This window comes from Alphaproteobacteria bacterium, from assembly GCA_016699305.1.
In the GTDB taxonomy this organism is placed as follows: Bacteria; Pseudomonadota; Alphaproteobacteria.
Window position 1 is genome coordinate 1,961,221 of the sequence record CP064970.1, and the last position, 14,530, is coordinate 1,975,750.

The 14,530-nt window shown below is 59.3% G+C and carries 12 protein-coding genes; 5 read left to right on the plus strand and 7 right to left on the minus strand.

The window, feature by feature from the left end; all coding sequences use genetic code 11:
• From IPI58_09365 to IPI58_09380, 4 genes are read right to left on the minus strand one after another with little or no spacing between them, the layout of a single operon-like run.
• Entirely contained in the window at positions 1-681 is a 681-nt protein-coding gene (locus tag IPI58_09365) for an ABC transporter ATP-binding protein (GenBank protein ID QQR69013.1), read from the minus strand.
• Positions 678-1,922 (minus strand): ABC transporter permease, encoded by a 1,245-nt coding sequence (locus IPI58_09370; GenBank protein QQR69014.1) that lies wholly within the window; start codon positions 1,920-1,922, stop codon positions 678-680. Before IPI58_09370 ends, IPI58_09365 begins: the two co-directional genes overlap by 4 nt.
• A gap of 16 nt (positions 1,923-1,938) precedes the next feature.
• On the minus strand, positions 1,939-2,970 hold the full coding sequence (locus IPI58_09375; GenBank protein ID QQR69015.1) for an efflux RND transporter periplasmic adaptor subunit: 1,032 nt from the start codon (positions 2,968-2,970) through the stop codon (positions 1,939-1,941).
• A 22-nt stretch (positions 2,971-2,992) separates the two neighbouring features.
• Positions 2,993-4,690, minus strand: a complete 1,698-nt coding sequence (locus tag IPI58_09380) for a ribonuclease J (protein ID QQR69016.1) — start codon at positions 4,688-4,690, stop codon at positions 2,993-2,995.
• A 182-nt stretch (positions 4,691-4,872) separates the two neighbouring features.
• On the opposite strand from IPI58_09380, the gene IPI58_09385 reads away from it, so the two are divergent.
• The 5 genes from IPI58_09385 (at position 4,873) to IPI58_09405 (ending at position 10,760) form a co-directional block, all read left to right on the plus strand.
• Positions 4,873-5,652, plus strand: coding sequence for an ABC transporter substrate-binding protein (locus tag IPI58_09385; GenBank protein QQR69017.1), 780 nt, complete (start codon positions 4,873-4,875; stop codon positions 5,650-5,652).
• Between the two features lie 61 nt (positions 5,653-5,713).
• Positions 5,714-6,580 (plus strand): lipid-binding SYLF domain-containing protein, encoded by an 867-nt coding sequence (locus tag IPI58_09390; GenBank protein ID QQR69018.1) that lies wholly within the window; start codon positions 5,714-5,716, stop codon positions 6,578-6,580.
• Positions 6,581-6,676: 96 nt separating this feature from the next.
• Positions 6,677-7,363, plus strand: coding sequence for a YihA family ribosome biogenesis GTP-binding protein (locus IPI58_09395; protein ID QQR69019.1), 687 nt, complete (start codon positions 6,677-6,679; stop codon positions 7,361-7,363).
• Between the two features lie 661 nt (positions 7,364-8,024).
• Positions 8,025-10,025, plus strand: a complete 2,001-nt coding sequence (locus IPI58_09400; protein ID QQR70102.1) for a PAS-domain containing protein — start codon at positions 8,025-8,027, stop codon at positions 10,023-10,025.
• A 15-nt stretch (positions 10,026-10,040) separates the two neighbouring features.
• Positions 10,041-10,760, plus strand: a complete 720-nt coding sequence (locus IPI58_09405) for an HAD family hydrolase (protein ID QQR69020.1) — start codon at positions 10,041-10,043, stop codon at positions 10,758-10,760.
• On the opposite strand, the gene IPI58_09410 is transcribed toward IPI58_09405, so the two are convergent.
• The 3 genes from IPI58_09410 to IPI58_09420 are packed head-to-tail and all read right to left on the minus strand — an operon-like array spanning position 10,757 to position 14,511.
• Complete coding sequence (locus IPI58_09410) at positions 10,757-12,010, minus strand: hypothetical protein (protein ID QQR69021.1); 1,254 nt, start codon at positions 12,008-12,010, stop codon at positions 10,757-10,759. The two genes, IPI58_09405 and IPI58_09410, sit on opposite strands and share 4 nt — an antisense overlap.
• Positions 12,011-13,108 (minus strand): acyl-protein synthetase, encoded by a 1,098-nt coding sequence (locus IPI58_09415; protein QQR69022.1) that lies wholly within the window; start codon positions 13,106-13,108, stop codon positions 12,011-12,013. It lies immediately after the preceding gene.
• Entirely contained in the window at positions 13,105-14,511 is a 1,407-nt protein-coding gene (locus IPI58_09420) for an AMP-binding protein (protein ID QQR69023.1), read from the minus strand. The genes IPI58_09415 and IPI58_09420 overlap by 4 nt, the downstream gene beginning before the upstream one ends.
• Between the last annotated feature and the right edge of the window lie 19 nt (positions 14,512-14,530).

Consider the following 14,530-nt stretch of genomic DNA (forward strand, 5'->3'; position numbering starts at 1 on the left):
TCAGACGGCCCGATCCAGCAGTCCATCACGCAAAGCCACACGTCGTCCGGCTGATGCGGCCAGATGTTCGTCATGCGTGACCATTAAGATAGTGCGACCTTCGCGGGCGAGACGCTTAAAGATATCAAATACCGCCGCGCCGTTGTGGCTGTCCAAGGCACCGGTGGGTTCGTCGGCCAGGATGAATTGCGGCTCGTTGGCCAAGGCGCGGGCGATGGCGGTGCGCTGACGTTCGCCGCCGGACATCTGCGCGGGCAGCTTGTGCCGGTGGTCGGCCATACCCAAGGATTCCAAAAGCGTGCTTGCCCTTTTTGTCTGCTGCGCCGGGGTGCCCTGGTTCAGTTTGCGCATCGGGATCAACACATTGTCCAGGGCGCTCAGCTCGGGCAACAGAAAATGGAACTGAAAGACAAAGCCGAAATGCTCCAGGCGCAATCGGGCGCGTTCCTCTTGATTTCGGGCGGCGGTGGAAAGACCACCCAGCAGAACGTCTCCACCGCTTGGGATATCCAATAGTCCCAGCAGATACAGCAAAGAGGATTTTCCCGATCCCGACGGGCCGGTGATCGCCAGGAATTCTCCCGGCTGTGCGATCAGGTCGATCCCGCCGACCAAGGTGGCGGGCGGTGGGCCGGGCAGAACGCGGGTCACGCCGCGCGCCTCCAGCATGACGCCGTTCATGAAGCCCCCCGGATGGTTTCCAGCGGGTCGGCGCGTCCGGCGCGGCGAGCGGGCAAGAATCCTGCCAACAGGGAAGTCAGCAGAGCAAGGCCACCGGCCAAGGCGAAGCGCCACATGGGCAAGGCAATGCGCAAGGTTTGCGTGGGGTCCGACGCGCCAGGCGCCGGAATCTGCCGTAGGCCTTCGGCGAAGGCAAAGCCCAACCCACAGCCCAAGATGACTCCGGCCAGTCCTACGGCCAAGGCCTCCCAGACGAAGATGCGGACGATATCGCCCGCGCCCAGCCCCACGGCGCGAAGGATGGCGATGTCGCGCGATTTTTCTAGAACAACAGTGGTGATGATGTTGAAGATACCAAACCCCGCGACGATCAGGATCGAGCTGACGGTAAAATAGATGATGAAGTTTTGCAGCTTAAATACGGCCAGGATGCGGCTATTGGTTTCTTCCCAAGGTGCGGATTTATAACCCCAACGCGATTCCAGTTCAGCCGCTACGGGGATGGATTGGGCGACCTGGACCAGTCGAATGCGAATCTCGTTCACGATGCGTGGGCGCATTTGCAAGGATTGCTGGCGCGCAAGCGACAGATACACGCTGCGCCGATCCACTTGATCCATGCCTGTCTTGAAGATTCCCACCACGCGCAACCGCTGAACCGCGCCGCGCGAGGCCGAAGCGGTCAGCGTATCGCCGATATCTGCCCCCATGCGTTCGGCAAGTTGCGAACCGATGATGATCCCGTCGGGAACTGCGGCCAGAGAGTCCAGGCTGCCCTTGACGATATCACTGGCCAAGCGCGTGACACGGGATTCGCGAACGGGGTCGATGCCGCTGGCCGATACGGAAAAATCCCGTCCCGCGCGGCGTAGAATCAATGAGCCGCTTAATGTGGGGGTGGCGGCCACACCTGGCATGGCCTCCAAAGCCTCCATGATCCCAGCCGCGCCCGAAATGCCGCGCACCGGATCGCGCGGGATGATGCGCGTGACCTCGATTGCGTCTTTGGGGTTCAGCCGTTCCAGGGGTTGCGGGGGAGCGGCTCGATATTCGTCGCTGATTACGATATGCGGGTTGGTTTCGATGATCTCGCTGCGGAAAAATTCTTGGAACCCGTTCATCATGCCCGATATGGCGATGAACACGCCAACACCCAACGACACGCCCAGCACCGACACGGCACTTTGCCGTTTACGCGCCACAAGATGAGACAGGGCGATGGAGAGGGTAAGGGGAAGCACGGGTGTCCTTGTCAATCTAGCGTTTGGGATTCACGGATCGGCCTTCGCGCATCTGGCTATCGGGACGTTCCGCGACGACATCATCGGGCGTCAGGCCTTGCGTGATCTCGGTCGTGCGCGGGCCTTGGCTGCCTAAACTGACTTCCTGGCGTTTCAGGCGTCCCTCTCGTATCAGCCACACACTGGCCTTTCGCGCGCCGCCTTGGCCGGGGAGAGCGGCTGCGCGGATGAGGGCGTTATTGGGCACCAGCAAAGCCCCCTCGCGTTCGGCCAGAACGATATTCGCATCCACCGTCATGCCAGGCATAAAGCGCGTGGCGGCAGGCAAGGCCACTTCGACGCGATAGCTACGCGTCGCGTCGTCGCCGCGCGGGCGCACCAGCGTGACGATGGCCGTGACCGGCTCTGCGGCGAAGGCTTCGGACGACAAGGCGACGTTCGCGCCCAAGCGCACGCGGGGGATGTCGCGCTCGTCCACGTCCAGCTTGGCCACCAATCGGCCAAGGGCACCCGTGATGAACAATGCCTTTTGCGCCGCCACGCTTTGGCCGACTTCTACATCCTTGCGCTGAACGATTCCGTCGGCAGGCGCGGATATGGTCAGATCGGCCAAAGCCTGTTGCTGCACGGCCAGATTCGTTTGGGCCGTGATCAGCTCGGTTTGCGCCTTCTCATAGGCTTGCCGCGCTCCTGTGCCTTCGCGTAGTAGCGATTTGGCGCGCGCCGCTTCCTTTTCCGCCCATTCCAGTCGGGATTGGGCATCGGTCAGGCTTTGCCGAATTTTAGAGTCGTCCAGACGCGCCAAGGGCTGACCGCGCGTGATGGATTGCCCTTCCTCGACCAAGACTTCGACAACGCGACCGGCTACGACGCTGCCGATCTCCGCTTGATCGTCCGATTCGACGATCCCCGAGGCATAAACGGCCTCGATCGCTTTGCCGCGCTCAACGGTGACGACGGAAACTTCCATCGGCGCCAGGCTGCGCCATGCCCAGAAACCCAGCCCCAAGACAATTGCCACCAGCAACAATAGCCATTGAATGCGCATGGGATGATGTCTCCTTCGGCCCTCACACTCGGACGATATGAATCTGAATAAGCGGCTTCTTACCATGGCCACGATCGATCATGCGACGCAAGGCATGGGTCACTTCTTGTTCGACGGCCGCGTCCTCTATCCGTAACGATTTGGCCATCTCGTTCACCGCACGTCGCGCAGCTTGGGCGACCTGGTTTTGCGTCTGAGGATCGGCTGTTCCCTCGTTATCGCCCAGGCCCAGCAAGCTGGCGCGCGGATCTTGCAGCAAACGCCCCGCCTGGTCCATGACCAGGGTGACCATGATGCCGCCATGTTCGGCCATGCGGCGGCGGTGCCCCATGGCACCCGTTCGCACCGGGCGCAGGTGGCGGCCATCCACCACCAGCTTGCCGGTCTCTATACGTCCCACTTCGCCCGGCCCATCGGGATTCAGGTCGATGATCACGCCATTGGTGGAAATAAGGCTGCGTTCGACCCCCGTCTTCTTGGCGATATCCGCATGGGCGGTTTGATGCTCGTATTCCCCATGCACGGGAACCACCATACGAGGTCGCGTCCATTGGTATAGTTCGGTCAATTCATCCGGATACGGGTGGCCCGAGGCATGCACAAAGGGCCGATCCCGCCAGGTAATCACCGAGATGCCACGCTGCAAAAGATTGTTGCGTATCCGGGCGATAGGTCGTTCATTGCCGGGAATATCGCGGGACGAAAAAATGATGGCGTCCTCGGCCTCCAGTTCGAAATCGGGAAAGGAATCGACCGACATGCGGGCCAGTGCCGCCCGAGCCTCGCCCTGGCTGCCGGTGCAGATCAAGGCGATCTTGTCGCGCGGCAGAGATTCGGCGTCTTGGACGGATAAGAACGTGGCGTCTTTGGACAAATAGCCGGTTTCCTGGGCTATATCGATCATCCGCCACAGTGAACGCCCGGCCACGACGACATGACGCCCATGCGCTTGGGCCGCTTCGACGATGCTGCCTACCCGGACAGCATTTGTTGAAAAGCATGTAACTCCAATGAGTTGTTTATGATTTCCAAACAAAGAGATCAACTCGTTCTTGACGTCTTCTTCGGAATTGGAATGACCTGCGCTGGTGGCGTTTGCGCAAGTCGAATCGCCAACGACGCTCATTAATCCGCGATCGCCCAAGGCGCGCAAAGCGGCTTGATTGATGAGTGGACCTTTTTGAGGGTGAGGATCGATCTTCCAATCGCCCGTGTGCAAAATGGTTCCGTGCTTCGTGGTAATGGCCACCATCCGCGCTTCGGGGATGGAATGGGTGACGGCAATGGTTTCTAACTGAAAAGGACCCAGATTCCATTGATGCTCAATCGGTGTTTCGATGATGCGCACCTGGGGCGCGCCGTGGCGGCGCCAACTGAGCTTTGCGCGCAGAAGTCCTGCCGAAAAAGGCGTGGCATAGACGGGGCATTGCAGATGTGGCCAGAGATATTCGATGGCTCCTAAATGGTCTTCATGCCCGTGGGTTAACACCAAGCCCACCAAATCGTCACGGCGCTGGGTGATAAAATCGGCATCGGCCACCAAGACATCGGCCCCCAGCGAGCGTTCCTCGCCAAAGGTTATGCCGCAATCCACCATCAGCCATTTGCCTTGGGTGCCATATAAGTTCATATTCGCACCGATTTCTCCGGAACCGCCCAAAGGCAGAAACCAAAAAGCGTTATCGGGCGGGCGATGCGGGTCGGTAGATGATTTGGTCATGATCTCTTCACAATTGTACGTCACATTTCATACCCTGTTCAGGCGGCTGGGTCGAGAGGTCCTGTAAGATGTTGGTGCTAAAGAAGAGCTTTCCCGAACGATGCCAATCTGCTAGTCAACAGACACGGGCCGGATTCCGGCGCGAACCTCACCATAAATCCAAGATCACCAAGGGACCACACATGACTTTTTCTTTGTCCTTGCGCCATACGATGTGCGCCGCGATGATTCTGACTGGTTTCGCTATTCCGGCCAGCGTATCGGCAGCCGAGGTTCAGCCTGCGTCGGAACCTGCGCCGGTTGCGCCCTTGATGGCGCAGGAACAGCAGACAGCCGCCGCTTTTGTGGATGATCTGGCGCAGCGCGCCCTATCCGTTCTGCGTGACAAGACGTCAGGCAAGGAAAAGATCGCGGCCACGTTCAAGGACATGCTGCAAAACGGCTTTGACCTGAGCATGATCGGGCGCTTTGCCCTGGGTCGCTTTTGGCATATCTCCACGCCCGAGCAGCAAAAGGAATATCTGGACCTGTTCGAGCGGATGGTGATCCAAATCTACACGGATCGCTTTTCCCTGTATTCGGGCGAAGGCTTTAAAATCGTCGGTAGCCGCGCCGAGAGCGAGCGTGACTGGGTGGTCACCGCGCAGATCATGCCCACCGATGGCAGCCCTGCCGTGACGGTCGATTGGCGGTTGCGCCTGCGTCCGCAAGGCTGGCGCGTGATTGACGTGATGGTGGAAGGAATCAGCATGAGCGTCACTCAGCGCGCTGAATTCGCTTCGATTATTCAGCGCGGCTCGGGTGATGTGGAAAGCCTGCTTCAGGTTCTGCGTCAACGCACACAGGAAGTAACGCCAGCATCCCCTGCAAATAACACGGCGGATTCTCCGGCGGCCAAAATCATGCCGTTGGTCTCTCCGCATGCCGGGGAAAAGCCTGTGAACAAGGCAAATCGCGGCTGATACCTGGCTTTCCTTGAGCTTGGCGGTCGCCTAATATCGGACTCCAAGGGGGGGGCGGGACATGAATCAATCGCGGAAAATAGTGAGCCTGGCTGTCGCGGCGGCTGTCTCATGCATGGCGATGGCATTGCCGTCAGCTTCGGCCCAGAATGGCGGCGCTATCGAGACCGCTCCCTTGACGCCTCCTGGTGATCTGGGGAAGGCTCAGCCCATCGATGGTTCGGATGTATCCTCGCCCGTCGTCGCCCCGTCTCCTCCCTACTCGGTTACCGTGCCCGTTTCTTCCAATGGGACGGAAGCTGCGGGCGTTGCGGCCACGACCAGCCTGACGGACCAGGCCGAGCTGATAACACGGGCCAAGGTGACGGCAGAGAGCATGTTCTCGGACCCCAACTACCCCGCCTTGCTGAATTTAACCATGCGCGCCCGTGCCGTTTTGGTCGTCCCCAATCTGTTTCGTGTGGGCTTTTTTATTGGCGGACGCGGCGGCAACGGCGTGCTGGTGGTGCGTGATCCATCCACCAAGCAATGGGGCACGCCGGCCTTCTATGCCCTTGGTGGAGTCAGCTATGGCCTGCAATTCGGGGCGCAGGATTCGGAAGTGATCCTGGTCATTATGTCGGAAAAGGGCTTGCGCGCCCTGGTGAAGAACGAAGTGACGCTGGGCGGCGATGCGGGCATGGCGGTGGCCAATGTCGGCATGGGCGCTCAGGCCGCGACGGGGCTGGGCATGAATGCGGATGTGTATTCATTTGCCCGGTCGGGCGGTTTATATGCGGGCGTCGCTTTGGACGGTTCGGTGATCACCGCCAAGGATTCCTGGAACAAAGAAGTTTATGGTCCCGGCGCGACGCCCGAGGCCATCCTTCTAGAGCGTAGATTTCCGGTACCGGAGGTTACGCGCCCCTTGGTGTCTATCCTGCCGTAATCGCAAGACGGATTAACCAAAAATCACGGCTTTTTCTGGCGTTAACCCGTTATCCGGCACTTGTGAAAGTTAACGCGGACAGATATAAGAATGGGTATGGCGAATTCAGTCCGCAGTGTCCCCATTCCCGGTTCCGATGCACCGGGTCGTCTTGCCGGTCCCCAGGGGCCCGGGCATAAGCTGTTCGCGTCTGAAACGCGCTTCGTCGCGGGTGCCGAATCGCTGGCCGCCCTGCCGCCGCCCAGTTTGCCCGAGGTGGCATTCGTGGGACGGTCGAATGTCGGTAAGTCCAGCCTTATCAATTCCTTGACGCGCCGCAAGTCGTTGGCGCGCACCTCGTCTACTCCCGGTCGTACGCAGCAGATCAATTTCTTTAGCGTGGCCGAGCGTTTGATGTTGGTCGATTTGCCCGGCTATGGCTTTGCCACCGCCGCCAAAGAGCGGGTCGCCGCCTGGCAAGATCTGTTGCAACGTTATCTAAAAGGCCGCGTCACCTTGCGCCGTGTGTGCCTGTTGGTGGACAGCCGTCACGGTATCATGCCGCTGGATGCCGAGATGATGAAGTTGCTGGATACGGCGGGAATATCTTGGCAGGTGGTGCTAACGAAAGTGGACCTGATCAACGCCACACTGCGACAAGCGCATCAGAATGCCATTACGGCGCGCCTGTCGCGTCATCCGGCGGCTTTCCCCAGCCTGATGTTCACCAGCTCCGAAGCGGCGGATGGCATGGTGGAGTTGCGGGATATGTTGGCGTCCTTTGCTTTGTTGCCGCGTGAGTGATGTCTCGGTCTAAAGACGCCGCCTCTCTGGATTCGCGGTGTCTTGCCGTTTTAGACATTGATACGTCGCCCCTTGAACTGTTGCGATCTGGGAGCACCCCTCCATGCCTCCGAGCCGAGTAGAAGCGCTGGTCATTCGTCATGCGCCGATCATGATGGCGATATTGGCCGGGGCATCGATCGCGGCCAGCGCCATGTTTTCCTATTCCCATGCGCGTGAGATGGCGATGTTATGCGCGGGGACCAGCCTGATTGGCGCGGGGTTGCTGGCGCGTTCTGATCGTGACGCTGCGCGGCAACGGATGAAATCGGGTGCCATGCAGGGCGAATTGTTTGAAATGGACACGATTCTGTCCTCGGCACCGATGGCCTACGCGACACTGAATATCGAAGGTCATGTGCATGACAGTTTCGGCCTGGGGCAGATCCTAGGACAGGAAAATCCTGAAAGGCTGGATGATCTGTCGGCGCATCTTCGCCCCAACGATGTCACGCGGCTACTTCGGGCATGGATGCTTATCAGGCGCAATGGCCGTCCCTTTCGGCTGGATGTCAGCACCCAGGAAGGTCGCATGTTGCGCGTTCATGGCAAGCGCGGACGCGGTAGCCGCGAGATGGCCAGCATGGTCACTTTTATTCTGTGGTTCCAAGATATCGGCGAGATGGTCAAGGGCGAGGACGAACACCGCCGCGCGATCTTGGAGGAGCGGGCCGTGGCCACGGCCTGGCAATCGGTGTTGGACACGCTGCCGATTCCCGTCTGGTTGCGTCATGCCGATGGCAGGATTGCTTGGTGCAACAAGACATACGCCCAGGCGGTCGGTTTGTCGCTTGATGACGTGATCAAAGATCAGGTGGAATTGGCTCCGCAAATGCTGCGCGACGGTGCCGCCTCGTTGGGACGCAGGACGCTGGCTACGCGCCAGCCTCAAAGCGAAACGCGCCATGTGGTCGTAGGCGGGCAGCGCCGTTTGTTGGTCATTCAGGAAACACCGACAGAGAATGTTGAAAAGGCCGTTGTGGGCACCGCTGTCGATCAAACGCAGCGCGAAGAGGTTGAGGCCGAATTGGCACGGCATATTTCCGCTCATGCCGAGGTGCTTGAGCATCTGAGTTCGGCCATCGCTATTTATGGATCTGATACGCGCCTCAAATTCTTTAACCGCGCCTATCAGAGGCTGTGGGGCGCGGAAGAAGCCTTTTTGTTGGGCGAGCCGAGTTTCTCCGAAATCCTTGAAGATTTGCGCACCCGCCGCCGCGCGCCCGAGCAGATCGACTTTCAACATTACAAGCGCGAGCGTCTTGGTCTGTTCACCTCGTTGATTGAGCCGCACGAAGATATGATGCATCTGCCCGACGGCACCACATTACGCGTGTTGGCCGTGCCGCATCCGTTCGGCGGGCTGATGTTCGTGCATGAGGACGTCACCGATCGCCTGGCGCTGGAATCCAGTTACAATACCTTGATCGCCGTGCAGCAGGAGACCCTGGACAATCTGGCCGAAGGAATAGCGGTGTTCGGCAGCGATGGCAGGCTCAAGCTTAGCAATCCGGCCTTTGCCCGCATCTGGCGCCTGGATACGAATTCTTTGGCATCAAGTCCGCGCATCGGCGATTTGTTGGAACAGATGAAGCCTCTGTTCGACTATGGCGACAAATGGGAAGATTTTAAGAATGAGATGACGGGTTATGCGCTGGATCGCGTGACGCGGGCCGGGCGCATGGAACGCACGGATCATTCGGTCGTCAAGTTCAACACCGTGCCGCTGCCCGATGGCGCGGTGCTGAATTGTTATCTGGACGTGACCGACTCGGTGCAGATCGAACAGGCTTTGCGCGCCACCAACTCGGCCTTGGCGGCAGCGGATCGGTTGAAATCCGAATTCGTGGCCAATGTGTCCTATCAATTACGCACGCCGTTGAACACCATCATGGGCTTTGCGGAAATCCTGGCCAATCAATATTTCGGCACGCTCAACGAGCGCCAATTGGAATACGCCCGCACCATCATGGATGCCAGCAAGCGCCTGTTGTTGCTGATCAACGACGTGCTGGACTTGGCGATGATCGAATCCGGGCGCATGGCCTTGCATTATCAGGCGGTGGACGTGCCGACATTGCTGCAAGAAACCGCCTCGATGACGCGCGAATGGGCGCGGCAACAATTGCTGGAGATTCTCATCGACTGCGACAGCGAGATCGGCACCATCCAGGCCGACGAGCATCGCTTAAAACAGGCCTTGTTCAACCTCATCAGCAACGCCATTCAATACACGCCGCCCGGGGGCCGCATCACCATGGCGGCCGATATTCAAGATGGCTGGTTGACTCTGTCGGTTATCGATACCGGCATTGGAATCTCGGTGGACGATCAAGAGCGGGTATTCAGCAAGTTCGAGCGCGCCAATATCCAACACCGCCAGGCGGGAGTGGGGCTGGGGCTGTCCTTGGTCAAGAGCTTTATCGAACTGCATGGCGGTCATGTGGATTTGGAGAGCCGTATCAATCATGGGACACGAGTGACATGCGTCATGCCGGTGCGGCCTCAGGCTGTTCTTGCGACCCCGCCTGAAAAGCAAGATGCACCGCCGCCGCTTCCCGGTTCAACGGATTTGCCTCCCCCATCTACAGAACCGCCCAAAGATGACGAAGCCGCCGCCTGATAGAACGAGAAGCATATGCCGAATGAATTCGTAGCCTTTATTGACTGGAACGGGACGTTGCTGGCTGATACGGCCATTTCGGCGCGCATGGCCAGCCATTTCATACAGCAGCTCGGCGGTCGGCCTCTGAACATAGGGGAATTCCGGCGTTTCTTCGATGTTCCGTTTACCCGGCTCTATGAGCAAGCGGGTTGCGATATGGAAAGATTCAAGGCAATTCCCCCGCATTCGCTTACTCAAATGTTCGGCGAAAAGTATGAGCCAATCGCTGCCCGCGCCCGCACACGCCAAGGTGCGCGCGACTTGTTATCCTGGCTGCATATCAACGAAGTGCGTGTGGTCATCCTGAGCAATCATGATCGGAAAAGCATTGAAAGAAACGCGCGCCGCTTGTCTCTATCCTCGATGATCTCCCATATTAGTTCGCGCGACGATGGCGAAGCTCATGATCCCGCGCATAGCCGTGGCAAGGGACAAAGGGCGGCTCGTTATCTAGAACGGCAGGGCATTTCTCCCGCTCAAGCCGTGGTGATCGGTGACACGCCAGAAGAGGCCCATATCGCTCATGAACTGGGTGGCGATGCTTTATCCATTCTGATTTCGGGCGGCTACAGCACCCATCGGCGTCTTGGTGCAGCGAAGCCGCATCATCTGGTCCACCGCCTGGACTCTATTCGCCCAATCCTGGCCCAACATTGGAAGCTGCCGATGACGGCTTCGCCTGGTATGGCCTAGTTGATCCCGATGGTGACGATGCGGGTGAGACGTTCTTGCAGGTTCATGCCGTCCCAGATGGTCTCGAAAACCAGAGCCTGACCGGGCGCGACAAAGCGGTCCACGGCGCGCGCAGGAAGAGACGACAATAGGGGACGAAGCGCCTCGGTATTCACCCCTATGCATAAGACGGTTTGATCGCGGGCGCTCAATTGACCGAGTGCCGCTTCCAGGGTGTCCACCTGTTGCTCGACGAAAGTTCCAAGGCCTGGATGTCGTTCACGCAATTCGGGGCCTGATTGATGGGCTTCCAGGCGGCAAGCCTCATGTGCAAGCTGGCCGTTTATGCGCGTGACCAATCCTTGCGCCGTCAGGCTTTGCGCGCCGGTCATGCGTTCGATCATCGCCGCCGGGGACAAAGACCATCCGCGACGCGCCAGCTCGGTCGCTACGGCGGGCCAGAACACGGATTGAGCCTGTCGCACGGCGTCAGGCGCGCCGATCCATAGCAGCAAACGGGGCGAGGAACAGGCGCGTTGATCGAACCAGAAGGCGTCGATATAAAAATTCTGCGCCAGATTCGTCAGATCATGCGCGGACATGGAAGTCACGGCCTTCGCATCTATCAAAGCCAGAGAGAAGCGATCGGGAAACGCTACCTCGCGCGCCAGGGCCGGCAAAGGAATGGCGCGCAGCGCCTGCACGGTCGCATCGCCGCCCCACACGATCCGCGCTTGGCACAGGCCCGATAATTCGGCGGTGATGGCGTCGTCCGGTTCATAGCTTAGGGCCAGGCTTCTATCGGCAATGGCCGGATGGCGCGCCAATGCCGCGCGTAAAATATCGCACAGCGCCTCCAATTGACCACCGCGCTTGCGCGATAGGCGGATGATGTTGCTGTTGCCTGCCAGCATCGACAGGAACCACGAATAAATAAACACGCTGTCCACATTGGACGGGGCTATATGAAAGGCCAGTCCCAGCGGCAGAATATAGGCGCCGCGCTTGTGGGATAGAACCTCGCTTTCACGATAATCCGTCTCCATCTTGGCCAGAACGGCGGGGCGCAGATGATGCGCCATGGCCATCAGCTCGGGATAGGCCCTCATCTCGCGTGATGTCAGAATGGCATTGCTGACATCCTTGATAAAGGCCAAGGCGCGTGGATCAAAAGGAGATAAGAGGGGTTGGCCAGCCACATGAAGCGCGGCGGCGCGCCAATCATCGGGCTTTGCGGCAAAAGAGGCGGGAGCCAGCAGATATTCCATCATCTAGCCTCCCACCACACGGGTTTCGCTGCAACCGCGCAGCTCGGCGGCGGGAAGGCGGCCTTCGATACGCACGGTCTTGCCTGGGCGGCCACAGGGGCAGTCGTCCTCGCCCGTCACGGCCCCCAAATCCTCGCTCAGCAACACATGGCCCGGATAACTGCGCGGCAAGATGCTCATCACCTGCAACAGACCGGATTCACCCTGCGGCAATGGGCGCAAGCTGGCAGGATCGCGCACCAGAACATCGGCATAGCAAGGCACATGCAATCGTCCATGCGGGCATGACATAAACACCGCGCCTGTTTGCTCGACCATGCCATAGTAATTGCGCACGTCTTGCAGCGCGAAGGTCTGTGCCAATGTGTCGGCAAAATCCTGGGGCGAGACGGCCTGATCGGCCATGCGTTTCCACCCGCCGCCATGCAGCAGCAGACTGCCCTTGGGCAATGTCAGGCTTATGCCTTGTTCGCGCGCCGCCTGCACAAAGCATTGCCAGACGATAAAGGTGAATCCAAACAGCAAAATGGGCTGTGTTCCTTGACGATCCAGCCAGGCGCGCACAGCGTCCCAGTTAGGACGCAGATCGGCATCCAGCGCGTAGAAATGATCGCGTCCGAAAGGTGCAAAGCCCAGTACCGCCGCCGCCCGCGCCGTGCCGCGCGCCGCGCCGTGCAACACGTCGCGGCTGTCCAGGATCATCATCGGTCGGCGTGTCGCGCCCAAAAGATCGCGAGTCACCGCAACAAAGGCCTGGCCCAAAAGCACCGATGTGGCGCTGTCCAAGGCGATGCGCGAGACGGGACGGCCACTGGTGCCGCTGGAGGTCAGCACGCGCGTCACCTGTGAATCAGGCACGCTGCGTAGATCAATCGTCTTGAACAAAGGGACGGGCAAGAAGGGCAAGGATTCAGGCGAACCATCCACCGCGCCGACACCCATGGCGTCAAGGATACGGGCATAAGCCGGGCATGATGCCCTATGCCACGCGGTCAGCGCCGCTAGATGTTCTTTCAGGAACGAACGCCGCGATTCTCCCGCTAAACTGAAAGGCGGGACCGATGCCACATCAAGCGCAGGGCAAGGGGATGCAGTGCTCATGATACTTGCATTCGGCGCAAGGATTCGTAATCCACCTTGCCGCTGGGCAGACGTGGCAAAGGATCGGCGTAAAAGACTTTCAGGCATGATCCGTGCAGATGATAACGGTCCTTGATCATCTGACAGGCATGTTCCACCGCCTCGGCCCTATCCAAGGCGACATAAAGCAGGCTGTCGGTTCCATAACAGGCGACAGTCGTGCCAAGGCTCTGTTGCAGGCGTTCTTCCACGTCACCGAGGCTGATGCGTTGCCCGAACAGCTTTAAGAAGCGCGATTTGCGCCCCGTGACAGTGAAGAACCCTTCTTCATCCACCACGCCCAGATCGCCGGTACGCAGCACGCCGCCCATCTGGTCGCCAAGGGCCAGGTCGTCCCGTTTTTGGGCATAGCCCAGCATCACATTGGGGCCGCGATAGACGATTTCATTCTCGGCATGTGAGTCGATCTCTAACCTGCCGCCGGGAATGGCGATGCCGATACTGCCCGGTTTGTCACGCAACCGATGGGGCGGCATATAGGCCATGCGCGCCGTAGCCTCGGTCTGGCCGTACATCACAAAAAAGCTCCATCCGCGCGATTGGGCCAATTGCTCCATGCGGGCGACGCGCTCGGGCGGCAGACGGCCACCGGCCTGGGTCAGGATGCGCAGGCTTGGCAGGTCCATGGTCTCGAAACGCAGGCGTTCGAGCATCTCATAGGTAAAGGGCACGCCTGCCAAAAAGCTGACGCCATATCGGCGAAACATATCCCAGAATGCGCGTTGCATGACCGTCTGTTCGGTCAGGATCACGCTGCCGCCGACTTTGAGATGGCTGTTCAGAACTGACAGTCCATAGCAGTATTGCAGCGGCAAGGATGTGATGGCTCGATCCTGTGCCAGTAGGCCAAGATAGGAAGCGATCGAATGGGCGTTAGCCTCGAGGTTGTCATAGGATAGTCGCACCAATTTCGGACTGCCGGTCGAGCCGGAAGTGGACAACATCAATGCCAGTTTGTCGTTCAAGTTTGGCGCGGAAGGCGGGTGCCAGGGCAACGACAGAGGCGGTCCATTTGGCGATGACTGGGCCTCTGGCGTCCAGCCCTCGGGCACGGTCTGGCCTTGTGGCCAGACCAACCATTCGGGCGCGTAGATATCCACCAAACTCTGCCATAAGGCCGGGTCCATCTTGGGATCCACCAGAATCACGGGCGCGTTGGCCTGCAATGCGCCTAGATAAGCCGTCACACTGCCCAGGTCATTGGCCATGCCGATCAGCCCCAGGCTGCGGCGACCAAATCGCGCGTTCAGGGATTGCGCAAAGACCTGACAGGCTGAATGAAGCTGGTCATAGCTGACGGCACCAACGCTGGCTTCCTGCCATAAGGCGGGATGCTGGGATGGACGGTCAAGATGCCAGAACATGGAACCCCGCCTTTTTTAA